General features: G+C 72.2%; 24 protein-coding genes. 10 read left to right on the top strand and 14 right to left on the bottom strand.

Annotation, left to right across the window (positions count from 1 at the left end; all coding sequences use genetic code 11):
• Positions 1–100 precede the first annotated feature (100 nt).
• The gene (locus tag AC07C1_RS10600) at positions 101–1,144 is read left to right on the top strand and encodes a phosphotransferase (protein ID WP_478938290.1); all 1,044 of its coding nucleotides are present in this window, start codon (positions 101–103) and stop codon (positions 1,142–1,144) included.
• A gap of 63 nt (positions 1,145–1,207) precedes the next feature.
• Here AC07C1_RS10600 and AC07C1_RS10595 read toward each other — a convergent pair whose 3' ends face one another.
• The gene (locus tag AC07C1_RS10595) at positions 1,208–2,839 is read right to left on the bottom strand and encodes a protein kinase domain-containing protein (protein WP_478938288.1); all 1,632 of its coding nucleotides are present in this window, start codon (positions 2,837–2,839) and stop codon (positions 1,208–1,210) included.
• A gap of 343 nt (positions 2,840–3,182) precedes the next feature.
• Here AC07C1_RS10595 and AC07C1_RS10590 point away from each other — a divergent pair, with 343 nt between their 5' ends.
• On the top strand, positions 3,183–4,841 hold the full coding sequence (locus AC07C1_RS10590) for a protein kinase domain-containing protein (RefSeq protein WP_478938286.1): 1,659 nt from the start codon (positions 3,183–3,185) through the stop codon (positions 4,839–4,841).
• A gap of 154 nt (positions 4,842–4,995) precedes the next feature.
• Here AC07C1_RS10590 and AC07C1_RS10585 read toward each other — a convergent pair whose 3' ends face one another.
• Positions 4,996–5,538, bottom strand: a complete 543-nt coding sequence (locus tag AC07C1_RS10585) for a bacterial proteasome activator family protein (protein ID WP_478938285.1) — start codon at positions 5,536–5,538, stop codon at positions 4,996–4,998.
• 174 nt (positions 5,539–5,712) lie between these two features.
• On the opposite strand from AC07C1_RS10585, the gene AC07C1_RS10580 reads away from it, so the two are divergent.
• Positions 5,713–6,429: a hypothetical protein gene (locus AC07C1_RS10580; RefSeq protein ID WP_478938284.1), complete on the top strand. Its 717-nt coding sequence runs from the start codon at positions 5,713–5,715 to the stop codon at positions 6,427–6,429.
• Between the two features lie 16 nt (positions 6,430–6,445).
• On the opposite strand, the gene AC07C1_RS10575 is transcribed toward AC07C1_RS10580, so the two are convergent.
• The 7 genes from AC07C1_RS10575 to pdhA all read right to left on the bottom strand — a co-directional run bounded on the left by AC07C1_RS10575 (position 6,446) and on the right by pdhA (position 14,413).
• A complete protein-coding gene (locus AC07C1_RS10575) occupies positions 6,446–7,426 on the bottom strand; it encodes an NAD(P)H-quinone oxidoreductase (protein WP_478938282.1) in 981 nt (326 codons plus the stop codon).
• A 69-nt stretch (positions 7,427–7,495) separates the two neighbouring features.
• Complete coding sequence (locus tag AC07C1_RS10570; protein WP_478938280.1) at positions 7,496–8,593, bottom strand: potassium channel family protein; 1,098 nt, start codon at positions 8,591–8,593, stop codon at positions 7,496–7,498.
• Positions 8,590–9,951: a molybdopterin molybdotransferase MoeA gene (locus AC07C1_RS10565; protein ID WP_478938278.1), complete on the bottom strand. Its 1,362-nt coding sequence runs from the start codon at positions 9,949–9,951 to the stop codon at positions 8,590–8,592. Before AC07C1_RS10565 ends, AC07C1_RS10570 begins: the two co-directional genes overlap by 4 nt.
• Positions 9,948–10,856, bottom strand: coding sequence for an NTP transferase domain-containing protein (locus tag AC07C1_RS10560; RefSeq protein ID WP_478938276.1), 909 nt, complete (start codon positions 10,854–10,856; stop codon positions 9,948–9,950). Before AC07C1_RS10560 ends, AC07C1_RS10565 begins: the two co-directional genes overlap by 4 nt.
• 43 nt (positions 10,857–10,899) lie before the next feature.
• Positions 10,900–12,258: a dihydrolipoamide acetyltransferase family protein gene (locus tag AC07C1_RS10555; RefSeq protein ID WP_478938274.1), complete on the bottom strand. Its 1,359-nt coding sequence runs from the start codon at positions 12,256–12,258 to the stop codon at positions 10,900–10,902.
• Positions 12,258–13,262, bottom strand: a complete 1,005-nt coding sequence (locus tag AC07C1_RS10550; protein ID WP_478938272.1) for an alpha-ketoacid dehydrogenase subunit beta — start codon at positions 13,260–13,262, stop codon at positions 12,258–12,260. The genes AC07C1_RS10555 and AC07C1_RS10550 overlap by 1 nt, the downstream gene beginning before the upstream one ends.
• On the bottom strand, positions 13,259–14,413 hold the full coding sequence (gene pdhA / locus AC07C1_RS10545; protein WP_478938270.1) for a pyruvate dehydrogenase (acetyl-transferring) E1 component subunit alpha: 1,155 nt from the start codon (positions 14,411–14,413) through the stop codon (positions 13,259–13,261). The genes AC07C1_RS10550 and pdhA overlap by 4 nt, the downstream gene beginning before the upstream one ends.
• Positions 14,414–14,603: 190 nt before the next feature.
• Here pdhA and AC07C1_RS10540 point away from each other — a divergent pair, with 190 nt between their 5' ends.
• Positions 14,604–15,086: an Lrp/AsnC family transcriptional regulator gene (locus AC07C1_RS10540; protein ID WP_478938269.1), complete on the top strand. Its 483-nt coding sequence runs from the start codon at positions 14,604–14,606 to the stop codon at positions 15,084–15,086.
• A 2-nt stretch (positions 15,087–15,088) separates the two neighbouring features.
• Here the strand turns inward: AC07C1_RS10540 and AC07C1_RS10535 are convergent, their stop codons facing one another.
• Together AC07C1_RS10535 and AC07C1_RS10530 are read right to left on the bottom strand one after the other, a co-directional pair.
• A complete protein-coding gene (locus tag AC07C1_RS10535) occupies positions 15,089–15,676 on the bottom strand; it encodes a TetR/AcrR family transcriptional regulator (RefSeq protein ID WP_478938267.1) in 588 nt (195 codons plus the stop codon).
• Entirely contained in the window at positions 15,673–17,187 is a 1,515-nt protein-coding gene (locus AC07C1_RS10530) for a 3-hydroxyacyl-CoA dehydrogenase (protein WP_478938265.1), read from the bottom strand. The genes AC07C1_RS10535 and AC07C1_RS10530 overlap by 4 nt, the downstream gene beginning before the upstream one ends.
• A gap of 159 nt (positions 17,188–17,346) precedes the next feature.
• Here AC07C1_RS10530 and paaN point away from each other — a divergent pair, with 159 nt between their 5' ends.
• Positions 17,347–19,038 (top strand): phenylacetic acid degradation protein PaaN, encoded by a 1,692-nt coding sequence (gene paaN / locus AC07C1_RS10525; protein WP_478938263.1) that lies wholly within the window; start codon positions 17,347–17,349, stop codon positions 19,036–19,038.
• Here the strand turns inward: paaN and AC07C1_RS10520 are convergent.
• From AC07C1_RS10520 to AC07C1_RS10510, 3 genes are read right to left on the bottom strand one after another with little or no spacing between them, the layout of a single operon-like run.
• A complete protein-coding gene (locus AC07C1_RS10520; RefSeq protein WP_478938261.1) occupies positions 19,035–19,796 on the bottom strand; it encodes a TrmH family RNA methyltransferase in 762 nt (253 codons plus the stop codon). The two genes, paaN and AC07C1_RS10520, sit on opposite strands and share 4 nt — an antisense overlap.
• Before the next feature lie 19 nt (positions 19,797–19,815).
• Positions 19,816–21,024 (bottom strand): HTTM domain-containing protein, encoded by a 1,209-nt coding sequence (locus AC07C1_RS10515; RefSeq protein ID WP_478938259.1) that lies wholly within the window; start codon positions 21,022–21,024, stop codon positions 19,816–19,818.
• Complete coding sequence (locus tag AC07C1_RS10510; protein ID WP_478938418.1) at positions 21,021–21,890, bottom strand: DUF5819 family protein; 870 nt, start codon at positions 21,888–21,890, stop codon at positions 21,021–21,023. The genes AC07C1_RS10515 and AC07C1_RS10510 overlap by 4 nt, the downstream gene beginning before the upstream one ends.
• Positions 21,891–22,282: 392 nt before the next feature.
• Here AC07C1_RS10510 and paaA point away from each other — a divergent pair, with 392 nt between their 5' ends.
• From paaA to AC07C1_RS10485, 5 genes are read left to right on the top strand one after another with little or no spacing between them, the layout of a single operon-like run.
• Entirely contained in the window at positions 22,283–23,299 is a 1,017-nt protein-coding gene (paaA, locus tag AC07C1_RS10505) for a 1,2-phenylacetyl-CoA epoxidase subunit PaaA (RefSeq protein ID WP_478938257.1), read from the top strand.
• Positions 23,296–23,583: a 1,2-phenylacetyl-CoA epoxidase subunit PaaB gene (gene paaB, locus AC07C1_RS10500; RefSeq protein WP_085565664.1), complete on the top strand. Its 288-nt coding sequence runs from the start codon at positions 23,296–23,298 to the stop codon at positions 23,581–23,583. The genes paaA and paaB overlap by 4 nt, the downstream gene beginning before the upstream one ends.
• Positions 23,580–24,299, top strand: a complete 720-nt coding sequence (gene paaC, locus AC07C1_RS10495) for a 1,2-phenylacetyl-CoA epoxidase subunit PaaC (protein ID WP_478938255.1) — start codon at positions 23,580–23,582, stop codon at positions 24,297–24,299. The genes paaB and paaC overlap by 4 nt, the downstream gene beginning before the upstream one ends.
• Positions 24,293–24,820: a 1,2-phenylacetyl-CoA epoxidase subunit PaaD gene (gene paaD, locus AC07C1_RS10490; RefSeq protein WP_478938253.1), complete on the top strand. Its 528-nt coding sequence runs from the start codon at positions 24,293–24,295 to the stop codon at positions 24,818–24,820. The genes paaC and paaD overlap by 7 nt, the downstream gene beginning before the upstream one ends.
• The gene (locus tag AC07C1_RS10485) at positions 24,820–25,884 is read left to right on the top strand and encodes a 2Fe-2S iron-sulfur cluster-binding protein (RefSeq protein ID WP_478938251.1); all 1,065 of its coding nucleotides are present in this window, start codon (positions 24,820–24,822) and stop codon (positions 25,882–25,884) included. Before paaD ends, AC07C1_RS10485 begins: the two co-directional genes overlap by 1 nt.
• Positions 25,885–25,909: the final 25 nt, after the last annotated feature.

Below are 25,909 nucleotides of genomic sequence, written 5' to 3'. Positions count from 1 at the left end.
GAGTTCGTCACGATGCGCCGTGTGACCGAAAGCGACCGTGGGCGACTGGCTGTGACAAGCCCCAGCTCACAGCGGCTTTTCGTGCCCTAGCATCTGGCGCGTGCCGCGCTCTTGTGTACCACCCCTCGTACCCCACGCGCCCCCTTTGGGCGCCCTGCTGCGCCTGTACGCCGCCGGTACCGCCCTCACCTGTGAACCGGTCGACCAGGGCCTGCTCAACCGCGGCTACCGGCTCCGCACCACCCGCGGCCGCTACTTCCTCAAGCACCACTTCGACCCCGACACCGCCGACCCGGCCGCCATCGAACGCCGGCACCGGGCCACCCAGCGCCTGGCCGACCTCGGTGTCCCGGTCGCCGTGCCGCTCGCGCACCGCGAGGGCCGCACAGTCGCCGTCGTCGGCGGCCACGCCTACGCCCTGCACCCCTGGATCGACGGCAGGCACCGCCACGGCGGCCAGCTCACGCGCGGGGAGAGCGCGCGCCTGGGGGCGCTCCTGGGCGCCGTGCACGCCTGTCTGGAGCGTGTGATGCCGCCCAAGGGGCGCACCCGCCCGGCCACGAGCCCCCATCCCGTGGAGAGCGCCGATCCGGCCGACACCTTCGCCCTCATCGACGACCTGCTCGCCCACGTCCGCCGGCACCGCCCCGCCGACGCCTTCGACGAGCTGGCCCGGCACCGCCTCCTGGAGCGCCGCGCCCTGCTGGAGCAGCACGCGGGCCGGCGCCCGCCGCGCGGTGCCTCGGTGGGCTGGGTGCACGGCGACTTCCACCCGTTCAACCTGCTCTACAAGGACGACGCGCCGGCGGCCATCGTCGACTGGGACCGGCTCGGCGTGCAGCCCCGCGCCGAGGAGGCCGTACGCGCCGCCGCGATCTTCTTCGTACGGCCCGCCGGGGCGCTGGACCTGCCGAAAGTGCGGGCCTACGCGCGCGCGTACCGGCGGGCGGCCGGCGCCCCGCCCTCGGAGCTGGCGGCGGCCGTGCACCGGGTGTGGTGGGAGCGGCTGAACGACTTCTGGATGCTGCGCTGGCACTACGAGCGCGGCGACACGCGCGCGGACTGCCAGTTCCCGGCCGCCTCCGCCCTCGCGGTGTGGTGGACGCGCGAGTACGACGCGGTGTGCGACGCGTTCGTGCGCTGATCCGGGCGGCCGGGTCGGGTCAGCGGGTCAGCGGGACGTCGGCCCGGGCGCCGTGGGTGTCCTTCAACCGGCGGTGTCGCCCGTGCCGCCGTCCGTGGTGGTCCCATCGGTGGTGTTGCCACCGTCCGTGGTCCCCGTGTCCGTACCGCCGACCGTGGTGCCCGTGTCCGTACCGCCGACCGTCGTCCCCGTGTCCGTGCCACCGTCCGCGGGGTCCGTGGGCTGCGACTGCGAGGTCTGCGGGTCGGACGGCTCGTCGCTCGGTTCCGAGCTGGCCGACCGGGACGGCGTGTACGACGGCGTGTACGGCGGCGGCCAGTTGGAGCCCGTGCCCGAGCCCGAGCCGGTGTCGGTGGAGGGATCGGTGGGCTGGTCCGTCCTCTCCTCGGACGGGCTCGGGGAGGCCGAGTGGCCCTTCGTGCTCTTGGAGTGCGTCGTCGTCGGCTTGGTGTCGGTGCCGCTGCCGCCGCCGGCGCCGGTGCCCTTGAGCGCCAGCGCGACGCCCGCCGCGATCGCGATGACCGCGAGGACGGCGAGGATCACCACCTTGCCGCGTCCGCCGCCCTTGTTGCCGTGCCCCTCGAAGCCGCCGTCGTCGCCGCCCCCGTACCCGGTGGGCAGGATCGGCTGCGGGATCTGCGCGGTGCCCGCGCCGAAGTCGCCGGGGTGCTGCATGGCGGTCGTCCCGGCGAAACCGCCCACCGGGGTGTGCCGGCCGTCGTGCGTCCCCACCGGGCCCGTGTTCCAGGTGCCGGTGTGGCCGCCCTGGTCGTACAGCATCTGCAGGCCGTACTGGATCAGGCCGCGCATCTCCTCGGCCGTCTGGAACCGGTCGTCGGGGTCCTTGGCGAGGGAGCGCATGACCAGGCCGTCCAGCTCCGGCGGTACGGCGTCGGAGACCTCCGAGGGCGGGGTCGGGATGTCCTGGACGTGCTGGTAGACCACCGACAGGGGGGTCTCACCGGTGAACGGGGGCCTGAGGGCGAGCAGTTCGTACAGCAGGCAGCCGGTCGCGTACAGGTCGGAGCGGTGGTCGACGGCCTTGCCGAGCGCCTGCTCCGGGGAGAGGTACTGCGGGGTGCCCATGACCATGCCGGTCTGCGTCATCGTTGTCGACGCGCCGTGCAGGGCGCGGGCGATGCCGAAGTCCATCACCTTCACGGCACCGTTGTGCGTGATGATGACGTTGGCCGGCTTGATGTCGCGGTGCACGATGCCGTGCTGGTGCGAGTAGGCGAGCGCCTCCAGTACCCCGGAGACGATGATCAGGGCCTGCTCGGGGCCCGGCGCCTCGGCGTTCATCAGCAGGTCGCGGATGGTGCGGCCCTCGACCAGCTCCATCACGATGTACGGCACGGACTGGCCGCCCACGTAGTCCTCGCCGGAGTCGTACACGGCGACGATCGCGTGGTGGTTGAGGCCGGCGACCGACTGGGCCTCGCGGGTGAAGCGGGCCTTGGAGACCGGGTCCTCGGCCAGGTCGGCGCGGAGCAGCTTGACCGCGACCGTACGGCCCAGGCGCACGTCCTCGGCCGCGAACACCTCGGCCATGCCGCCCCGGCCGAGCCGGTGGGTGAGCCGGTACCGGCCGTCGCCGACGAGCCCGCCGTTACCCCACATCTCCGGCGTCTCTGACATGCCGCCGCCAGTCGCCTCGGGGTCGGACGGGCCCTGGGCGCTGTGCGTCTGTGCCATCGGTCCTCGCCGTCGTTTCTGCCCGCGGTGCGCGCGGTGTTGTTACGGTCTCCGTCGGCCACGCTACAGCCTTCACGGTGGCCTCCGGTCCGGATCCGGTACCGGGGCCGGCCTGAGACGGACCGGCCATGAAACCTCTAGCACGCGCTCTCGTGCAAATTCTGTGTGCTGGTCGTACGTCCGGCGTAACGCTTCCGCGACGCTTCTTTCGCAGACGGTCACGGAACGGGCACCGAGCTTGACGTGTCGGTGCCCTCGGGCAGACTTGGCCGGGAATGACACATTCGATCAAGGCCTGTTCGCTGGGCGACGGCGCCGGACGGCCAGTGGGGGACGCGGAGAGATGAGCCAGGACGGCGCACACGGCCGGTACGCGGGGCAGGCGCTGGCCGGCGGCCGCTACCAGCTGCGCGACTTGCTCGGCGAGGGCGGCATGGCCTCGGTGCACCTGGCGTACGACGCCGTGCTGGACCGCCAGGTCGCGATCAAGACGCTCCACACCGAGCTGGGCCGGGAGCAGGCCTTCCGCGAGCGCTTCCGGCGCGAGGCCCAGGCCGTGGCCAAGCTCACGCACACCAACATCGTCTCCGTCTTCGACACCGGTGAGGACGCGCTGGCCGACAGCGGCTCCGCCGCGGGCACCGGCATGCCGACGCCGTACATCGTCATGGAGTACATCGAGGGCCGCCCGCTGGGCTCGGTCCTGGAGGAGGACATCCGCCAGTACGGCGCGATGCCCGCCGACAAGGCGCTGAAGATCACCGCGGACGTGCTGGCGGCGCTGGAGATCAGCCACGAGATGGGGCTGGTCCACCGCGACATCAAGCCGGGCAACGTGATGATGACCAAGCGCGGAGTCGTGAAGGTCATGGACTTCGGCATCGCCCGCGCCATGCAGTCCGGCGTCACGTCGATGACCCAGACCGGCATGGTCGTCGGCACCCCGCAGTACCTCTCGCCCGAGCAGGCCCTCGGCCGCGGCGTGGACGCCCGCTCCGACCTGTACTCGGTCGGCATCATGCTGTTCCAGCTGGTCACCGGGCGGCTGCCGTTCAACGCCGACTCCCCGCTGGCGATCGCGTACGCGCATGTGCAGGAGGAGCCGGTGACTCCCTCCTCGATCAACCGCGCGCTGCCGCCGGCGCTGGACGCACTGGTCGCCCGCGCACTGAAGAAGAACCCGAACGAGCGTTTCCCGACCGCCGAGTCCATGCGCGCCGAGTGCCTGCGCGTCGCCGCCTCCCTCCAGCCGGCCGCGCCCAGCATCGTGCCGGGCGCCGGACCGGTGCAGAGCGGCTCGGGCGTCGGCTCCGCGGTGTTCCCGCCGGTCGGCCAGACGACCCCGCCGCCCAGCGGCCCGGTGCAGACGCCGTACCAGCCGGCGCCCACCCCGAGCCCGTACGGCCCGCCGACGCCCGCCCCCGCCCCGGCCTACGGCTACCCGCAGCAGGGCGGCTACCAGACGCCTCCGGTGGGCTACGGACCGCAGGCCGCCGTGACCCCGCCGCCGTACACGATCTCGCCCCAGCCGGGCGGGCGGCCCTCCGGTGGCGGCAAGAGCAACAAGCCGGTGATCATCGGCTCGGTCGCCGTGGCGCTCGTCGTGGTCGGCGGCCTGATCGTCGCGCTGACCCTCCGCGACAACGGCGGTGGCGACCAGGGCGGCCGCGGCGGCGCGAGCGCCTCGGCGTCCGCCTCCCACAAGACCGGCTACCGCGGTCCGGACACCTCCCGGCGGATCGACAAGGACAAGTGCACGGACCCGGACGAGTCGTACGACGATCCGGACAAGATCCAGCTGCCCGACTTCCGCTACAAGGACATCAACTCCGTGAAGGAGTGCCTCCAGGCCGCGGGCTGGGTCGCGAGCATCAAGAAGGAGAACGAGAACACCTGGGGCGAGGGCACCGTCATCGACCAGTTCCCCTCCGAGGGCACGGATGTCGACCCCAAGGACATCGGCAAGATCGAGCTGAGCGTCTCGACGGGCGAGCCCCAGTAACCCCTGTCGTCCGCATGCGAGAGGGCCCGGCGGTCGTCCGCCGGGCCCTCAAGCGTGCAGTGGTCAAGTCGAGTGGACGGCTTACAGGGTCGGGTGGACGGCTTACAAGAACGGTCCCCTCACAGGGGCCGGCCGCTCACAGGGGCGCGGCCGCTTACAGGTACGGTCCGCCCGAGCGGCCGCCGGCGCGGGGGTCGTCGCCGCCCTCCTGACCGGTCATGCCCGGCGGGAGCGCGCGGCGCATCTGCTCCAACTGGGCCCGCGCGGCCATCTGCTGGGCGAACAGCGTCGTCTGGATTCCGTGGAAGAGCCCCTCCAGCCAGCCCACCAACTGCGCCTGTGCGATGCGCAGTTCCGCGTCGCTCGGGGTCACCTCGTCGGTGAACGGCAGGGAAAGCCGCTCCAGTTCCTCGACCAGCTCCGGGGCCAGGCCGTCCTCCAGCTCCTTCACCGAGCTGCGGTGGATCTCCTTGAGCCGGGCCCGGCTCGCCTCGTCCAGGGGAGCGACGCGCACCTCCTCCAGGAGCTGCTTGATCATGCTGCCGATCCGCATCACCTTGGCCGGCTGCTCGACCTGCTCCGTCACCGGAATCTCGCGGGAGTCCTCGTCTCCGCCGCCACCAATAGCCATGCCGTCCTGGCCCACGACCAGGATCTGGGATTTCTCCGGCGACCGTTCGTTCCTCGGCATCTCCATGCCGCCATTCTCTCGCACGCCTACACCTCATCACCGTCGTGCCCCCTCGTGGGGGTGATCCACCCTTTAGCCCTGTCGGCCCAACCCGATATGCCCTGTTCACCATGGAATGTGAGGCTTATTCCCGTCCGTAATCCATCGGTCACGGCACCTGGGCTCCGGGAGGTCACCGAAGTGACTTCATGGCTGCGACTCACACTCCGCTGTGTACGGCTGCTGCTCCTACTCACGGCGACTCTGCCGGTCTACGGCGCCGCCACCGCTTACGGCACCGCGCTCGCGTACGCCGCCGAGCCCGACGCGACGCCACCGTCCGCAGGCCCGGCCCAACCGGACGGCCCGGCCCAACCGGACGGCTCAGCCCATCCGGACCACGTGCGACCGGATCACCCCGGGCACGAGCACGCGGTCCGGCCGGACCAGGGGCGGCCTCACCAGGGCTCCCCCGCCGGTGGCTGGACCGTGCCCACACCGTCCGACTCCGTCTCCGCCTCGGCCCGCCCCTCCCGCCTCTCCCACCCCGTCTCCGAGCCGTCGCGGGCGGGGAGCCGGGCCGGTGAGGGGAGGATGCGGCCGGGACGGCCGGACGGCCCCGCGGCCGAGGTGGAAGGTGACGACGACACCGGGCCCACCCGGGCTCCCGACGCCGACGCCCTCCAGCCGGAGGAACCGGAGACCGCGGACGTCCCCGGCGGGACGCCGGGTGCCTCCCCGCCGCCCGAGGAGGCCGGTCTCCAGCCCACCCGCTCGCCCGCCGCCCAGCACCCCGTCCAGCAGGGCGAAGCCGCCACCGAGCCGGTCCTGCGGATTCTTCCGCTGGGCAGCGGGCTGGTGCTCATCGGCCTGGGCCTGGGTCTGGCGCTCCTGGGACTCAGGCTCCGCAGGAGCTGACCCGCCCCGCGCCCCGCTACGGCGCGACCAGCAGCACCTTGCCGATGTGACCGCTCGCCTCCAGCACCCGGTGTGCCTCGGCCGCCTCCGGCATCGGCAGCTCGCGGTCCACGACCGGGCGGACCTGCCCGGTGGTGAGCAGCGGCCACACATGCTCGCGTACGGCCGCCACGATGGCCGCCTTCTCGTCGAGCGGACGGGCGCGCAGCGAGGTCGCGCTGATGGCGGCCCGCTTGTTCAGCAGCGTGCCGATGTTCAGCTCGGCCTTCACACCCCCCTGCATGCCGATGATCGCGAGGCGTCCGTTGACGGCGAGCGCCTGCACGTTGCGGTCCAGGTACTTGGCGCCCATGTTGTCGAGGATGACATCGGCGCCCGCACCGTCGGTGGCCTGCTGGATCTCGGTGACGAAGTCCTGCTCGCGATAGTTGATCATGATGTCCGCGCCCAGCTCGGCGCAGTAGTCCAGCTTCTCCTTGGTGCCCGCGGTCACCGCGACCTTGGCGCCGAAGGCCTTGGCCAGCTGGATCGCCATCGTGCCGATGCCGCTGGAGCCGCCGTGTACCAGCAGTGTCTCGCCGGGACGCAGGTGCGCCACCATGAACACGTTGGACCACACGGTGCAGACCACCTCGGGCAGCGCGGCCGCCTGCTCGAGGTCGACGCCCTCGGGCACGGGCAGCAGCTGTCCGGCCGGTACGGCGACCTTCTCGGCGTAGCCGCCGCCCGACAGCAGCGCGCACACCTCGTCACCGACGGACCATCCGGACACTCCGGGGCCGATCTCGGCGATCCTGCCGGAGCACTCCAGGCCGGGGTAGGCAGAGGCGCCGGGCGGCGGGTTGTAGAAGCCCTGACGCTGCAGGACGTCGGCACGGTTGACGGCGCTGGCCACCACCTCGACCAGCACCTCGCCTTCGCTGGGCACCGGATCGGGGACCTCCGCCCACACCAGCGCCTCGGGACCACCAGGTTCGGGAATCGTGATCGCATGCATGCACGCGACGCTACTCCCCGCGGGTGCCGGCTCCGGGGCAGCCCCGCCCCCCGGGATTTCGGCGCCCGGTCAGTCGTGGGGCAGCGGCCGGATGTGCGGGGTGACCTGGGCGCTGGGGGAGGCGCGCACGATGGTGATCAGACGGTCCGTCAGCTGGAGGGTGCCGATCGACGGGTCGTCGTAGCCGAGCACCCGGTGTCCACGGACGATGCTCACGACGAGGTCGTCCGTCTCGCGCGGTTTCCTGCCCACCTCGCCGCGGACGACCGGGCGTTCGACGATGTCCAGGCCGCTGCCCTGCTGGATCAGGTCCTCCATGACCATTCCGGCCGCGGGGCTGAGCACCGAGAGGCCGAGCAGCCGGCCGGCCGCGCCGGAGCTGGTGATCACTGCGTCCGCGCCGGACTGCTTGAGCAGCGGGGCGTTCTCCTCCTCGCGGACGGCGGCCACGATCTTCGCGCCGCGGTTGAGCTGGCGGGCGGTCAGGGTGACGAGGACGGAGGTGTCATCGCGCTGCGGGGCGACGATGATCTGCCGCGCCTTGTGCACCTCGGCACGCTTGAGCACGTCACTGCGAGTGGCGTCCCCTATGACCCCGGCGTAGCCGTCCGCGGCCGCCGCTTCTATCACCTTGGAGCTGGGGTCGACGACGACCACCTGCTCCTTCTTCAGACCGGTCGCGCAGACGGTCTCGATGGCGGACCGCCCCTTGGTACCGAAGCCGACGACGACGGTGTGGTCACGCAAGGTGGACCTCCAGCGGTTCAGGCGCCATTCCTCCCGGGTGCGTTCCGTGAGCACCTCCAGCGTGGTGCCGATCAGAATGATCAGGAACAGCACGCGCAGAGGCGTGATGACGAAGATGTTGATCAGCCGGGCACCGTCACTGACCGGGGTGATGTCGCCGTATCCGGTGGTGGAGAGGGTGACGGTCGCGTAGTAGAACGCGTCGAGGAAGTCGACCGAGCCGTCGGAGTTGTCGTTGTAGCCCTCGCGGTCGGCGTAGACGATCAACGCGGTGGCGACCAGCACCGCCAGGGCCATGACCAGCCGTTTGACGACCTGGCGGACCGGACGCTCCACCACTTTCCTCGGGAGTTTCACCCGATGGGTCACCAGGTGCTCGCCCGCCTGGCGGGCGATGGCGTCATGACCCGGCAGTTTCACGTGAAACACACCCCGATCCCGGCGGCCGCCCACGGCAGGTCCAGCAGTTCCGTCTCCTCGCCCTGCCGGGCCCCGCCCGGCGGTACGACGGCCAGCGCGTCGGCGGCGGCGATGCCACGCAGCATGGCCGGGCCGTTGTAATGCAGCGGTACGGCACGGTCGCCGCGCAACACCACGGGGATGAGCCGGGTGTCGTACGGATGCCCCTGCACCGCGTCCCTGAGCGGCAACGTGTACGGCTCCGGAGCGGGCCGGGCGGCGAGGGTCCCCAGTAGCGGCTCGGCGAGCGTGAGCAGGCCGGAGACGGCCGCGAGGGGGTTTCCGGGCAGGCCGACGAGGTGCTGGTCGTCCTTGGTGCGGGCGAGCAGCATGGGGTGGCCGGGGCGCACCTTGACGCCGTCGACGAGGAGTTCGGCGCCGATGCGTTCCAGGACGGGGTGGACGTGGTCGACGGGTCCGGCGGCGGTGCCGCCCGTGGTGACGATCAGGTCGGCGCCGGAACCGGTGACCGCCTTGCGCAGGGCGCGGGCGTCGTCGCCGATCCGGCGCACCGCGACGACCTCGGCGCCGAGCGCGCGCAGCCAGGGCGGCAGCATGGGTCCCAGCGCGTCCCGGATCAGCCCGTCGTGCGGAAGACCCTCGGTCAGCAACTCGTCGCCGAGGACGAGGACGTCGACACGAGGCCGGAGTACGGCGGTGACGGTGTCGTATCCGGCCGCCGCGGCGAGGCCCAGCACGGCGGGGGTGACCAGGGTGCCGGCGGGCGACAACTGGTCGCCGCTGCGGCACTCCTGGCCGCGCGGCCGGATGTCCTGGCCGTGCACGATGTCGCGTGTAGCGTGCAGTCGGCCCTGGGTGTCCGTACGGCCGTGCTCGGTGCGCAGCACGGCGGTGGTGTCGACGGGGATGCGAGCGCCGGTCGCGATGCGGACCGCTTCGCCGTCGGTGAGCGGCTCGGGCTGGGCGTGCCCGGCGAGTACGCCCTCGTCGCGCACTTCCCAAGGGCCGGGTCCGGCGACCGCCCAGCCGTCCATCGCGGAGGTGTCGAAGGAAGGCAGGTCGGTGAGCGCGTCGAGGGGCGCGGCCAGGACGAGCCCGAGGGCGTCACCCAGCGGCATGGAGACGGGGGCGCGGCGGGCGCCGGAGCGCGCGGCGCGGGCGGCGAGCTCGCGGGCCTGCGGCCACGGGGTGGCCTGGTGCCGCTCCTGCCCGCCGGTTCCGTCGGCCGGTGGCCGGCGCCGGGGGGCGGGGGCGGTGCTGTCGTCCTTGGGCTCCCTCACCAGGGCCAGGGCCTCCTCGACGTCGAGGTCGTCGCTGTCCGCGGCGGGCGCCCCGGCCTTGGTTCCGGGGGCGGTCATCCGGCGTCCGGGGCGCTCGGGCCCCCGCTTCTGTCCTGCGTGCCCCCGTTGTTCTCCTCTTCCCACCGCAGGGCCAGTGCCGCGGCCTTGCGGGCGGCCTCGGCGACGGCCTCGGTACCTCCCTTGCCCTGGGCCGCGGCGTAGCCGACGAGGAAGGTGGTCAGCGGGGCGGCGGGCCGGGCAACGCCGTGCGCGGCGTCCCGGGCCAGGTCGAGCAGGACGCCGGTGTCGACGTCCAGGTCGATGCCCAGTTCATCCTTGACTGCGGTGATCCATTCATCCAGCACGTGCTCATGCTCCCTGATGCGTGCCCTGGCGTCGGCGATGTCGTCCCAGGTGTCGCAGTCGAAGGACGCGAGCGGGTCCGGGACGCGGGTGAGGCGGAGGGCGCCGGTCAGCCGGCGCAGGGGTAGTCCGGTGAGGCCGTCGTGCGCGGCGAGGGCGGTCAGCTCGGCGCGCAGCGCGGGGGCACGGTAGGCGGCCACCAGCGGCTGGTCGCGGCCCTGTGCGTCGGTGAGCAGCGCGCCGTCGGCTCCGGAGTCCAGCAGGGCGCCCAGCAGGCGCTCGACGGTGCCCTGTCCGAGGAAGGGCAGGTCGGCGGAGAGGACGACGGCGTGTTCGGCCGTGGTGAGCCGCAGCCCTGCCTCCAGCGCGGCCACCGGGCCGGCGCCGGGCGGCTCCTCGCACGCCCAGCGCACCGGCCGCACGGTGGGCCGCCGGGCGGCGACGACGACGGTCGTACGGGCACCCGCGCAGGCCGTGAGCACCCGGTCGAGCAGGGCGCGGCCTCCCACCCGCACGCCGGGCTTGTCGGCGCCGCCGAGCCGCCGGGCGGCACCACCGGCCAGCACGACGGCGTCGTACGGCACGGCGGGCCCGGTTGCGGCGGGGGCGGTATCGGTCACCCTCCGAGTATGTCCTGCCGGCCTCTCCTCGCGGACGTGTGCGTCACAGTGTGCGCAGGAGCACCGCCGGCTGTTCCACGCAGTCCGCCACGTACCTGAGGAAACCGCCGGCTGTACCGCCGTCGCAGACCCGGTGGTCGAAGGTGAGCGAGAGCTGCACGACCTGGCGCACGGCCAGCTCGCCGTCGTGCACCCAGGGCTTGGGGACGATGCGGCCGACACCGAGCATGGCCGCTTCGGGGTGGTTGATGATCGGCGTGGAGCCGTCGACCCCGAAGACGCCGTAGTTGTTCAACGTGAAGGTGCCGCCGGTGAGATCCCCGGGTGTGAGCGTCCCGGTACGGGCCGCCTCGGTGAGCCGGGCGAACTCGGCGCTCAGCGCCTCGGCGTCGCGCGCGTGGGCGTCCCGGACGACCGGCACGACCAGCCCGCGCTCGGTCTGCGCGGCGAATCCGAGGTGTACGTGCTCCAGTCGGACGACCTCGCGTGCCTCGATGTCGACGTAGGAGTTCAGCTCGGGGAACCGGGCGAGGGCGGCGGTGCAGATGCGGGCGAGCAGCGCGAGGAGGGAGATCCTGGGTCCTCCGGCGGCGTTCATCGCGGCCCGCGCGCGCATGAGTTCGCTGGCGTCGGCGTCGACCCAGCAGGTCGCGTCCGGGATCTCCCGGCGGCTGCGGGAGAGTTTGTCGGCGACGGCACCGCGAACGCCCTTGAGGGGGATACGGACGCCGTCTCGGGAAGAAGACGCCGCGGGAGTCCGTACGAGGGGTTCCTCGACCGTGGTGATCGGTGCGGCCGGTTCTCCGACCGCGCGGGCCGGCGCGGCCTTGGCCCGCAGTACGTCCTCGACGTCGGCCCGCAGGATCAGCCCGTCGGGTCCCGAGCCGGCCAGTTGCCGCAGGTCCACGCCGTTGTCGCGGGCGAGCCTGCGCACCAGCGGGGAGATCACCGCGACCGGACCGTCGGCGAGGGTGGGCGCCGGGGCTGGGGCCGTCACGCGAGCGTGAGGCGTGGGAGCGGGTTCGGGTCGCCTGCCCTGCCCGTTGTGGGCTGCGGTGCCCGCCGTCGTAGCCCGCACCCGGCGCCGCCGTGCCGCCGGGGCCTGCGTGCCGTAGCCGACCAGGACGTTGCCGGAGCCCTCCGGCTCGGCCGCGGGTTCGCCCACGGCCACCGTCAACAGGGGTGCCCCGACGGGAAGTTCCGTGCCCTCCTCGCCGAAGCGGGCGGTGACCACACCGCCGTAGGGGCAGGGAACCTCGACCATCGCCTTGGCCGTCTCGACCTCGACGACCGGCTGGTCGATGGCGACGACGTCACCGACCTGCACCAGCCAGCGGACGATCTCGGCCTCGGTGAGTCCTTCGCCGAGGTCGGGGAGCTTGAACTCCAGCACCTGTGCCATCAGCCCTCCGCCTCCCACTGCAGCCGGGCCACGGCGTCCAGGATGCGGTCGACGCCGGGCAGGTGGTGCCGCTCCAGCATGGGCGGCGGGTAGGGGATGTCCAAACCGGCCACGCGCAGCACCGGCGCCTCCAGATGGTGGAAGCAGCGCTCGGTGATGCGGGCCGCGATCTCGCCGCCCGGCCCGCCGAACCCGGTGGACTCGTGGACGACGACCGCACGTCCGGTGCGCCGCACGGCCGCGCAGACCGTCTCGTCGTCGAACGGCACCAGGGAACGCAGGTCGACGACCTCCAGGTCCCAGCCCTCCGCCTGTGCGGCCTCGGCGGCCTCCAGGCAGACCGGCACGGACGGACCGTAGGTGATGAGCGTGGCGCCACGGCCGGGGCGCCGGACGACCGCCCGGCCGATCGGCTCGACGTCCGTCGGATGCTCGGGGTTCCAGGAGTCCTTGGACCAGTACAGCCGCTTGGGCTCCAGGAAGACGACCGGGTCGTCGGAGGCGATGGCCTGGCGCAGCAGCCCGTAGGCATCGGCGACCGTCGCCGGTGTGACGACGTGCAGGCCCGGAGTGGCCATGTAGTAGGCCTCGGAGGAGTCGCTGTGGTGCTCGACGCCGCCGATGCCGCCGCCGTAGGGGACGCGGACGGTGATCGGCAGCGGCATCCTGCCGCGCGTGCGGTTGCGCATCCGGGAGACATGGCTGATCAGCTGCTCGAACGCCGGGTAGGCGAAGGCGTCGAACTGCATCTCCACCACCGGGCGCAGGCCGTACATGGCCATGCCGACGGCGGCGCCGAGGATGCCTGCCTCGGCGAGCGGGGTGTCGGTGCAGCGGTCCTCGCCGAACTCCTTGGCGAGCCCGTCGGTGACCCGGAAGACACCGCCGAGGGTGCCGACGTCCTCGCCCATGACATGCACGGAGGGGTCGGCGGCCATCGCGTCACGCATCGCGCGCGTGAGGGCCTGAGCCATGGTGGCGGGCTTGACGGCCACGGTGGTCATCGGGCGCCGCCTTCCTGCTCGCCGTGCTGCTCCTGCTCGGCATCCAGCTCGGCCCGCAACAGGGCGCGCTGATCCCGCAGTTGGGCGGTGGTCTCGGCGTAGACGTGGTCGAAGAGGTCCATGGGGTCGAGTTCGGGGTCCCTGTTCATACGCTCACGCAAGTCGGCGGCCATCGTCTCGGCGTCCTGCCGGGCGGCCTCGGCACCGGCGTCGTCGAGCAGTCCGCGGGCGGTCAGCTCCTGTTCCAGCAGCTGGATCGGATCGTGGGCACGCCAGGCCTCGACCTCGGTGTCGCCGCGGTAGCGGGTGGCGTCGTCGGCGTTGGTGTGGGCCTCGATGCGGTACGTCACCGCCTCCACCAGGGTGGGGCCACCGCCCGCACGCGCGTGCCGTACGGCATCGCTGAGGACCTCGTGCACGGCCGCCGCGTCGTTGCCGTCGACCAGCCGGCCCGGCATGCCGTATCCGACGGCCTTGTGGGCCAGGGAGGGCGCGGCGGTCTGCTTGGCGAGCGGGACGGAGATGGCGAAGCCGTTGTTCTGCACCAGGAAGACGACCGGTGCCTGCCAGACGGCGGCGAAGTTCAGGGCCTCGTGGAAGTCGCCCTCGCTGGTGCCGCCGTCGCCGACCATGGCGAGCGCCACCACGTCGTCACCCTTGAGGCGGGCGGCGTGCGCGAGGCCGACGGCGTGCGGAAGCTGCGTGGCCAGTGGGGTGCTGAGGGGGGCCACGCGATGGGCGTAGGGGTCGTAGCCGCTGTGCCAGTCACCGCGCAGCAGGGTGAGTGCCTCGACCGGGTCGACGCCCCGGGCGACGACCGCCAGGGTGTCGCGGTAACTGGGGAAGAGCCAGTCGCGCTCTTCGAGGGCCAGGGCGGCGGCGACCTCGCAGGCCTCCTGGCCGGTGCTGGAGGGGTACACGGCGAGGCGGCCCTGCTTGGTCAGCGCGGTGGCCTGCGTGTTGTAACGGCGCCCGCGCACCAGCTGGGTGTACAGCCGGCGCAGCAGGTCCGGGTCGGCCTTGGCGGCCGCCTCCGTGCCGAGGACGCGGTACGGCTCGGCGTCGGGCAGCAGCGGCGCGGGGTCCATACGGGGCTGCCAGGCGGGCGGCGGCGATGGCCGGTACGCGCCCCGCTGCTCCAGAACCGTCATGACGGCACCTCCTCGTGGGAGCGGCTACGGGAGGCGTGTCGGCTGTGACCCGCCTCACCTACCGATTGTTCGGTCGCCGGCACATTTTGGCTACAGGCCCCTCCAGGCTGTGGACAAACGGTTCTCCACAGCCTGGAATGAACGCAGGACGTCCACGGCGGCAGAGCGGGGGGACATGGGACCTGAACAAATGGCCGACAGGCCGCAGGACGGCACCGCTGTGCAGCCGCGCCCGCTGGACGCCATCGATCAGGACATCCTGAAGATCCTCCAGGCGGACGGCCGCGCCTCGATACGCTCCGTCGCCGAACGCGTCCATGTCTCACGCGCCAACGCCTACGCGCGCATCAACCGTCTCGTCGAGGACGGCGTGATCCGGGGATTCAGCGCGCGCGTGGACCACGAGCGCGCAGGTCACAGCACGTCGGCGTACATCACGCTGAAGATCGTCCAGAACACCTGGCGCACGGTTCGCGAACAGCTCAGACAGCTGCCCGGCGCCTCCCACATCGCCCTCGTGGGCGGCGACTACGACGTGCTGCTGCTGGTGCACACGCCCGACAACCGGGCGCTGCGCGAGCTGGTGCTCACCCGGCTCCAGGCGATCCCCGAGGTGCTCAGCACCCGCACGCTGCTGGTGTTCGAGGAGGAGGACCTGGAGCCGGACGGCTGAGGTCAGCTCCGGCGCAGTCCCGAGAACACCAGCCGGACGACGGCGTCGGACACGTCGCGGGCGCTCGCGCCCCGCGGATCCGGCCGGTACCACTCCACGATCGAGTTGATCATCCCGAAGACCAGCCGGGTGGCCAGGCGGACCTCCACATCGCCGCCCACGTCCCCCTCGGCGGTGGCCGCCTTGAGCAGTTCGGCGACCCGGTGGTCGAAGTCGCGGCGGCGATCCAGCGCCCACCGCTCGGTGGCGGTGTTACCGCGCACGCGCAGCAGCAGCGTCACATAGGGCAGCTCGGCTATGAGCACCTCGACCATGCGGCGCACGACGTGTTCCAGCCGGTCGGCGGGGCGCCCCACGCGCGCGTGCTCCTCGTCCAGGATGGCGAACAGGCCGTCCAGGGCACGGCTGACGGCGCGGCGCAGCAGTTCCTCCTTGCCGCTGACGTGGTGGTAGATCGACGACTTGGAGATTCCGGCCGCCTTGGAGAGGTGCTCCATGGAGGTGCCGTCGTAGCCACGCTCGTTGAAGACGCGGACGGCGACGGCGAGCAGCGTCTCGGGGGTGTACGTGTCGCGCCGGGCCGTGGTCATGAGGTGCCCTCCCGCTTGTCGGTGGCATACGCGTGGCGGTACAGCGCGAGGGAGGGCGCATAACGTCCGGACGGATCGCGGTCGTGCATCTCGTACAGGACGTCGAAGGCGAAGTCGGAGCCGAGCCTGCGGTCCCACTCGAAGGGGCCGAGCGGGTAGTTGACGCCCAGGCGCATCGCGGTGTCGATGTCCTCCTCGGTGGCCACGCCCTTGGCGACGGCCTCGTGGGCGAGGTCGATGATCCGGGCGACCGTGCGGGCGACGATCATGCCGGGTACGTCGCCGATGACGCTGACCTCCTTGCCGAGTGCCTGGAACAGGCCGGTGGCCTCGGCGAGGGCCTGCGGCGAGGTTTCCTGGGAGGCGGAGAGTGAGATGCGGGTGGCCGTGCGGTAGTCCAGGGCGAGATCGAAGTGGACGACGTCCCGGGACTCCACGGAGGTCTGGCCGTCGGCGAGGACCAGCCGGCCGCCGCCGGGGAGCACCAGGCGGGTGCCGTCGTACGCGTCCTCCGCGCGGAGCTCGATGCCCGCCTCGCGGATCAGCGGGATCAGCCCGGCCGCCGGGCCCAGGCCCCCTTGGACGACGACGTGGGCGGGCGGCTGCTCCCTGTCGGCGGTGTGCGGCCGGGGCCGCTCGGCACCCTCGGTGTGGTCGTACCAGCCGTGCCCGCTCTTGCGGCCGAGCCGGCCGGACTCCACCAGCCGGCGCTGGGCCAGGGAGGGGGTGAAGCGCACATCGTGGAAGAACGACTGCCACACCGAGTGCGTGACGGACTCGTTGACGTCCTGGCCGATGAGGTCGGTCAGCTCGAACGCGCCCATCCGGAACCCGCCGCACTCGCGCAGGACCGCGTCGATGGTCGCGGGGTCGGCGGCCTGCGCCTCGAAGACCGCGAACGCCTCGGCGTAGAAGGGCCGCGCGATGCGGTTGACGATGAAGCCGGGGGTGTCCGCGCAGGCCACCGGGGTCTTGCCCCAGGCGCGGGCGGTCTCGTACGCGCGCGTGGCCGACGTGACGTCGGTGGCGAACCCGGAGACGACCTCGACCAGCGGCAGCAGCGGGGCCGGATTGAAGAAGTGCAGGCCCACGAAGCGGCCGGGGTGGCGCAGGGGACCGGCGACGGCCGTCACCGACAGCGAGGAGGTGTTGGTGGCGAGCAGGCAGTCCTCGGCGACGATCTCCTCCAGCTCGCCGAAGAGCTGCTGTTTGACGTCCAGCCGCTCCAGGACGGCCTCCACGACCAGCGCGCAGCCGGCCAGCTCCGCGAGGGCGTCCACGGGCTTCAGACGGGCACGGGCCGCGTCCCGGTCGGTGCCGCTGAGCCGGCCCTTCTCCACCAGCCGGTCCAGGCGGGCGCCGATCGCTTCGGCCGCGTCACGGGCGCGCCCGCCGGCGGCGTCGTAGAGCCGCACGGGGTGGCCGGCGACCAGCGCGACCTGGGCGATGCCCTGTCCCATGGTGCCGGTGCCGACGACGGCCACGGGGCTGCTGAGGTCGAGTGCTGTCATGTGCGCGATCCTCCCGCACGGGGTTTTCCACAGATGCGGCGGTCCCCCTTGTCCCGACCGATCGTTCGGTTACTCTAGCTCTGACTGCCCCATCCCGCTGCTCTTTCTGCCAGGTCGTGAACTCGACGAAGAGTTCTCCAGACGAGGAGTTGGTCCCGCATGGCCGCCGAACTGACCGCGCACGAGCTGATCGCGAAGCACCGGCCCACTCTCGACCAGGCTCTGGAGGCGATCCGGACACGCGCGTACTGGTCGCCGCACCCCGAGCACCCGAAGGCGTACGGCGAGAACGGCAGCCTCGACGCGGCGGCGGGCAAGGCCGCCTTCGACGCCCTGCTGGGTACCCGTCTCGACCTCGGCCAGCCCGGCACGGACGACTGGGTGGGCGGCGAGGTCTCGCCGTACGGCGTCGAGCTGGGCGTGAGCTACCCGCACGCGGACATCGACGTACTGCTGCCCGCGATGCAGGCCGGCCGGCGCGCCTGGCGCGACGCGGGCGCCGAGACCCGTGCTGTGGTCTGCCTGGAGATCCTGAAGCGGATCAGCGACCGCACCCACGAGTTCGCGCACGCGGTCATGCACACCAGCGGCCAGGCCTTCATGATGGCGTTCCAGGCGGGCGGCCCGCACGCCCAGGACCGCGGCCTGGAGGCGGTGGCGTACGCGTACGTGGAGCAGATCCGCACCCCCGACACGGCGGAGTGGACCAAGCCCCAGGGCAAGCGTGACCCGCTGGCCCTCACCAAGCGGTTCACGCCGGTCGGGCGCGGCATCGGCCTGGTCATCGGCTGCAACACCTTCCCGACGTGGAACGGCTACCCCGGCCTGTTCGCCTCCCTGGCCACCGGCAACGCGGTGCTGGTCAAGCCGCACCCCCGCGCGGTGCTGCCGCTCGCGCTGACCGTGCGGGTCGCCCGGGACGTACTCACCGGAGCGGGCTTCGACCCGAACCTGGTGGCGCTGGCCGCCGAGCGCCCCGGCGAGGGCATCGCCAAGTCCCTCGCCACCCGTCCCGAGATCAGAATCATCGACTACACCGGGTCGACGTCCTTCGGTGACTGGCTGGAGGCCAACGCCCGCCAGGCGCAGGTCTACACGGAGAAGGCCGGCGTCAACACGGTGGTCGTGCACTCCACGGACGACTACAAGGGCATGCTGTCCAACCTGGCGTTCTCGCTGTCCCTGTACAGCGGCCAGATGTGCACCACCCCGCAGAACCTGCTGATCCCCCGGGACGGCATCCGCACCGACGAGGGCCCCAAGACCTTCGACGAGGTCACCGCCGACCTCGCTCGCGCGGTCGACGGCCTCCTCGGTGACGACGCACGCGCGAACGCCCTGCTCGGCGCGATCGTCAACCCGGACGTCAAGGCCCGCCTCGAGGCCGCGGCCGGACTCGGCGAAGTCGCCCTCGCCTCCCGCGAGATCAGCAACCCCGATTTCCCCGGCGCGGTCGTCCGCACCCCCGTCATCGTCAAGCTCGACGGTGCCAAGCCGGACGACGAGGCCGCCTACATGAGCGAGTGCTTCGGCCCCGTCTCCTTCACCGTCGCCGTCGACTCGGTGGCCGACGCTCTGGAGCTGCTGCGCCGCACGGTCCGCGAGAAGGGTGCGATGACGGTCGGCGCCTACACCACCGACACCGAGGTCGAGCAGGCCGTCGCGGAGGTGTGCCTGGAGGAGGCCGCCCAGCTGTCGCTCAACCTGACCGGCGGGGTGTACGTGAACCAGACCGCCGCCTTCTCCGACTTCCACGGCTCGGGCGGCAACCCGGCGGCGAACGCGGCCCTCACCGACGGAGCGTTCGTGGCGAACCGCTTCCGGGTGATCGAGGTCCGCCGGGAGGCCTAGCCCCAGGACGCCGAGGGCGCGCCTCCGGTGGCACTCCAGTGGTACAGCGTCATCGCGACACTCGTGGCGAGGTTGTAGCTGGAGACCTGGGGGCGCATCGGCAGCCGCAGCAAATGGTCGGCACGCGCGCGGAGTTCCGCCGACAGTCCGCTGCGTTCCGAGCCGAACGCCAGCACGGCGTCGTCGGGCAGCTTGGTTCCCCGGATGTCCGCGCCCTCCGGATCGAGGGCGAACAGCGGCCCGGGGGGCAGCTCGTCGACGCCGAGCCGCTCCACGGCGGTCGCGAAGTGCAGGCCCGCACCGCCGCGCACCACCGTGGGATGCCAGGGGTCGAGCGTCCCCGTGGTCACCACCCCCGTCGCTCCGAAGCCGGCGGCCAGCCGGATCACGGCCCCGGCGTTTCCGAGGTTGCGCGGGTTGTCCAGCACGACGACGGGGGCGGTGCGGGGTGTGCGGGCCAGCGTCCGCAGGTTCACCTCACGGGACGGCCGCACGGCGAGCGCGGCCACCCCCGTCGGATGAGGCCGCGGGACGAGGGCGGCGTACGTCTCCTCGGCCACCTCCGTCAGCAGCGCGTCCAGCGCGTTCCGTACGTCCCCGGCCAGCTCCTCGGCGAGGGCGAGCGCGGTCCGCCGGTCGGTGGTGACCGCCACCGGCACCTCCGCGCCGAAACGCAGCGCGTGCTTGAGGGCGTGGAAGCCGTCGAGCAACACGGCCGCCTCGGCGTGCTCGCGCCAACGGGTCAGCGGATCGGTCATGCGGTGAACCCTACGGCCCCTACGCGGCCTCCACGCGGCCCGGAGTGCTCTCCTCCGGGGAGCGCGGCGGGGGCACGACACGGTCGCCGCGCCGGACGATCCGCCCCAGGGCGCGTGCCGCCAGATCGCCCAGCCGCCGCAGGAACGACGTCGGCAGGAACACGGCATCCGTGGCGATCATCGCCAGCGAGAAGAACGGCAGGCCGAGAACGACCGCGATCACCGCGTGCTCGGTCATCATCAGCACCAGCAGGACGTTCTTGACCCGCCGGTTGAACAGGGTGAACGGGAAGGCGACCTGCACCATGACCGTTCCGTAGGCCGCGAGCATCATGATCGTGCCGCTGGTGGACATCAGGTCGGCGAGTCCGGGCCAGGGCGAGAAGTAGTGCAGGTGGAGCGGGTAGTAGACGGCCGTGCCGTCCTGCCAGCGCGAGCCCTGGATCTTGTACCAGCCCGCCGTGGCGTAGATCAGGCACGCCTCCGCCATGATCACGAACAGGGCGCCGTTGTGCAGGACGTTGGCGATCACGTCCAGCAGGACCCGCGGCTCGGCCGACTTCGCCCGGCGCTCGACGAGCCCCCACCCGCCGAGCACCGCCCATACCGTCCACAGCAGTGCGGGGATCAGCCAGCCGTTGTCGAACCGGCCGGTCAGCGTCACGGTGACGAGCGCCAGGCCGAGCACCGCCCACAGCGCCGGCCCCACCCGGTCGGTGGGAACCCGCTCGCCACGCGCGCGTGCCGCCTCGTTGCGCGCCGCCCGCCGCGCGTCCAGGGACCACACCCGGCCACAGCGTGTGAACAGCAGATAGAAGGACATCAGGTGCAGGACGTTGTCGCCGCCGTCGCCCATGAAGACGCTGCGGTTCTGCAGCGACAGCACACCCACCATGAACAGCACCGACGCGGTCCGGGTGCGCCAGCCGAGCAGCAGCGCCGCGCCGGCCAGGATCGCCAGCAGGTAGAAGCACTCGAACCAGGCCCGCCCGTCCGACCACAGCAGCGCGCTGAAGGCGTGGTTGTCGGCGGTCAGGTCCTTGGCGAGCTGCCAGCCCCAGGGGCCGGAGGGACCGTACAGCTCCTCGCGGTGCGGTATCTCGCGCAGCAGGAACAGCAGCCAGGTCGCGGCGAACCCGATCCGGATCACGGCGCTCTGGTAGGGGCCGAGGGCGGCCTCGGTGACGCGGGCGATGGCGCGCGAGAGGGTCAGCGAGAGACGGTTCACCGCACGCCTCCCGCGGCCTCGTCGGCCGTCACGGACCACCAGGGCAGCAGGCGGTAGACGGGTTTGTCGGACACCCGCTCACGGCTCCACTTCGGCGGCTGCACATTGGTGGTGCTGGAGCGGACCTGCACGCGCTGGATGACACCCTCCTTGCTGGTCGGATCGTCCCGGTACAACCGCATCACGACGATCCGGCGCAGATACTGCTCGGAGAGTGCGCCGCGCAGGGCCACGGGACGGTTGTCGGCGCTGTGTGTGGCGACGAAGAAGTCCCAGGCCCGGCGCAGCTCGTTCTGCTGGCTGTGGCTGGGCGCGAGATTGCCCTCGATCGCGGCGCCGTCCTGGGCGGAGAGGTCGGTCCAGCCCGTGGTGCGCAGTCCGCCGTCCTTCATCCGCACCTCGGCGCGCACCTGGACGGCGATGTTCTGCTGCAGCGGGTTCGGGGCGAACAGCTTCCAGTTCTGTTCGAACTCCGGGTAGATCCACTCCTCTATCGCCTTGCCGTGCTGCTTCGTCACCGTGTTCGCGGGTGCGAGGCTGAGGAAGACCATGGCCAGATGCACGCAGGCGGCGACGGCCACGACCGCGAGGGCCAGCGCGGCGCCGACCTGGTAGCGGAAGGAGAGGGCGGCGACACCCGTACGAGGGGGAGCCGAGGCCCGGCTCGACTCGCCGGACACATCCAACTCGCCGGACACATCCGACTCGCTAGGCACATCCGACTCGCGGGTTACACCCGGCCGACCGGACTCCCGCGACTGAGCCGGGTCGGCCGGCCTGCGCGGCTTGGGCGGCCTGGGCGGCTCCAAGGGCTCCAAGGCACCGGGGCCCTGCCGGGCCCCCGAGTCCTTGTCGTACGCGTCCATTGCGCCCCGCCCCCCGTTTCGGCTCATTCGTTCAGCTGATCACTTCGGCTGAGTGGTTCAGCTCCGTGGGCGGCCCCTGCCACCGGCGCCGCACGATCCACGAGCGCCACAGCGGCACTCGCACGGAACGGTACTCAGCCGGGGCCACCGGGCGCAGCCCCGGGTGCGAACCGATGACCGTGCTCCTCGCCACGCGAGACACCCCGGCCCCGGCCTCATCCGCCCCTTGACCCATCCCGGGCCGGTGCTTCCGGCACGTTGTCCACAGGAGCCCCGCGGAGTTTTCCACAGTGGTTGACACCCCCTGCGGCCCGGCACACCATTGATATCGCACGGACCGAACGATCGGTCGGGACAGTGTTCACCGCAGAGCCCGAGGTCAGGGGGACCGCATGGCCACAGCAGCCGCGCAGCGCACGACCCGTTCACAGCCGGACGGCGCGCCGGACACCGTCGACACGACGGCCTACCAGCGCGCCTTCGACGCGGCCGTGGCCGCCGACGAACGCATCGAACCGCGCGACTGGATGCCCGACGCCTACCGCGCGACCCTGGTCCGGCAGATCGCCCAGCACGCGCACTCCGAGATCATCGGCATGCAGCCGGAGGCCAACTGGATCACCCGCGCGCCCTCCTTGCGCCGCAAGGCCATCCTGATGGCCAAGGTCCAGGACGAGGCCGGCCACGGCCTGTACCTGTACAGCGCCGCCGAGACCCTCGGCACCAGCCGCGACGAGTTGCTGGACAAGCTGCACAGCGGCCGCCAGAAGTACTCCTCGATCTTCAACTACCCGACGCTGACCTGGGCCGACGTCGGCGCGATCGGCTGGCTGGTGGACGGCGCCGCGATCACCAACCAGGTCCCGCTGTGCCGCTGCTCCTACGGCCCGTACGCGCGCGCCATGGTGCGGGTCTGCAAGGAGGAGTCCTTCCACCAGCGCCAGGGCTACGAGCTGCTGCTGGCCCTCAGCAAGGGCGCCCCGGAACAGCACGCGATGGCCCAGGACGCCGTGAACCGCTGGTGGTGGCCCTCGCTGATGATGTTCGGGCCGCCCGACGACGAGTCCCAGCACTCGGCGCAGTCCATGGAGTGGAAGATCAAGCGCCACTCCAACGACGAGCTGCGCGAGCGCTTCGTCGACATCTGCGTCCCCCAGGCCGAGTCCCTGGGCCTCACCCTGCCCGACCCGGAGCTGCGGTGGAACGAGGAGCGGGGGCACTACGACTTCGGCCCGATCGACTGGACCGAGTTCTGGGACGTCCTCAAGGGCAACGGCCCGTGCAACGAACAGCGCATCACCCAGCGCAGGCGCGCCCACGACGAGGGCGCGTGGGTACGGGAAGCGGCAACGGCCTACGCGGCCAAGCACACCGGTGGCACCGGTGAGACGGGAGCGGAGCGAGCATGAGCACCACCGACTGGCCCCTGTGGGAGGTCTTCGTACGCTCCCGGCGGGGCCTCTCCCACACCCATGCCGGCAGCCTGCACGCGCCCGACGCGGAGCTGGCCCTGCGCAACGCCCGCGACCTCTACACCCGGCGCGGCGAGGGCGTCTCGATCTGGGTCGTCCCGGCCGCCTCGATCACCGCCTCCTCACCGGACGAGAAGGACCCGTTCTTCGAACCGGCCGCCGACAAGCCCTACCGGCATCCGACCTTCTACGAGATCCCGGAAGGGGTGAAGCACCTGTGACCGCCACCGTCCCCGCGACCGCCGCGCTCGCCCTCGGCGACGACGCCCTGGTGCTCTCCCACCGCCTCGGGGAGTGGGCCGGACACGCCCCCGTCCTGGAGGAAGAGGTCGCTCTCGCCAACATCGCCCTCGATCTGCTCGGCCAGGCCCGCGTGCTGCTGTCCATGGCCGGTGACGAGGACGAACTGGCCTACCTGCGCGAGGAGCGCGCCTTCCGCAACCTCCAGCTGGTCGAGCAGCCGAACGGCGACTTCGCCCACACGATCGTCCGCCAGCTCTACTTCTCCACCTACCAGCAGCTCCTCTACACCGACCTGGCGGCAGCGGAGGGACCGTTCACACCGCTCGCCGCCAAGGCGGTCAAGGAGGTCGCCTACCACCGCGACCACGCCGACCAGTGGACACTGCGGCTCGGCGACGGCACCGACACCAGTCACGAGCGGATGCAGCGCGCCTGCGACGCGCTGTGGCGGTTCACCGGGGAGATGTTCCAGCCGGTGGAGGGTCTGGACGCCGACTGGGCGCTCATCGCGGAGCGTTGGCTGGAGTCCGTCCGGGACGTCCTCGGCCGTGCCACCCTCACCGTCCCCGAGGGACCGCGCACCGGGGCCTGGTCCGCGGGCGCCGGCCGGCAGGGCCTGCACACCGAGCCGTTCGGGCGGATGCTCGCCGAGATGCAGCACCTGCACCGCAGCCACCCGGGGGCGTCATGGTGACGGCCACCGCCCTGGAGGCGGAGCTGCTGGAGCTGGCCGGCTCGGTGCCCGACCCCGAACTGCCCGTGCTCACCCTCCAGGAGTTGGGCGTGGTGCGCGCGGTGCGCGTGGACGGCCCGGACGCGGTCGAGGTCGAGCTGACGCCCACCTACACCGGCTGCCCGGCGATCGAGGTGATGAGCCTCGACATCGAACAGGTACTGCGCGCCCACGGGATGCGCGAGGTCACCGTTCGCACGGTGCTCACGCCCGCCTGGTCGACCGACGACATCACGCCCGAGGGGCGCCGGAAACTCCAGGAGTTCGGCATCGCTCCCCCGCGCGTGGGCCACGCCGCGGGCCCGGTCCCGCTGGCCCTCGGCCCGACCCGGACGCAGGACACGGAGACCGAGCCCGTCCGCTGCCCGCACTGCGGCTCCGACGACACCGAGCTGCTGAGCCGGTTCTCCTCCACCGCGTGCAAGGCGCTGCGCCGCTGCCTGGCCTGCCGTGAACCGTTCGACCACTTCAAGGAGTTGTGATGGCGCGCTTCCACCCGCTCCCGGTGGCCGCGGTCGACCGGCTCACCGACGACTCCGTCGCCCTCACCCTCAGCGTCCCACCCGAACTGCGCGAGGAGTACCGGCACGCACCCGGCCAGCACCTCGCGCTGCGCCGCCGGGTCGACGGCACGGAGATCCGGCGCACGTACTCGATCTGCTCCCCCGCGCCCGACCCGGCCGGCGAGGGACCGAGCACCCTGCGGGTGGGTGTGCGGCTGGTCGAGGGCGGGGCCTTCTCCGCCTACGCGCTGAAGGAGATCAACATCGGCGACGAGCTGGAGGTCATGACCCCGGCCGGTCGCTTCACCCTCCAGCCGGCGCCGGGCCTGTACGCGGCGGTCGTCGGCGGCAGCGGCATCACCCCGGTGCTGTCGATCATGTCGACCCTGCTGGCACGCGAACCCGTGGCCCGGTTCTGCCTGATACGCAGCGACCGTACGGCTGCCTCCACGATGTTCCTCGAGGAGGTCGCCGACCTGAAGGACCGCTACCCGGAGCGGCTTCAGCTGGTGACCGTGCTCTCCCGGGAGGAGCAGCAGGCGGGCCTGCCCTCCGGCCGGCTCGACCGGGAGCGGCTCGCGGCGCTGCTGCCCGCGCTGCTGCCGGTGGAGCGGGTGGCGGGGTGGTTCCTGTGCGGGCCGTACGGGCTGGTGCAGGGCGCGGAGAAGGCGCTGCGCGAGCTGGCCGTCGACCGGGCCCGGATCCACCAGGAGATCTTCCATGTGGACGCGGGGTCGTCTCCGGCAGCCGTCGTCCCGGCGCCTGCGCACAGCACCGTCACCGCCCGGCTCGACGGACGCGGCGGCACCTGGCCGGTGCGCGAGGGGGAGTCGCTGCTGGAGACCGTCCTGCGCAACCGCCCCGACGCGCCCTACGCCTGCAAGGGCGGAGTCTGCGGGACCTGCCGGGCTTTCCTGATCTCGGGCGAGGTGCGCATGGACCGCAATTTCGCGCTGGAGTCGGAGGAGACGGCGGCCGGGTATGTGCTGGCCTGCCAGTCGCATCCGGTGACGGAGAAGGTGGAGCTGGACTTCGACCGCTGACGCACCGTTCCCTTCTCCTAGAACC

The organism is Streptomyces sp. NPDC045022, assembly GCF_056432605.1.
Note: the sequence above shows the minus strand (reverse complement) of the source record. Positions and strands in the feature narration are given on the sequence as shown.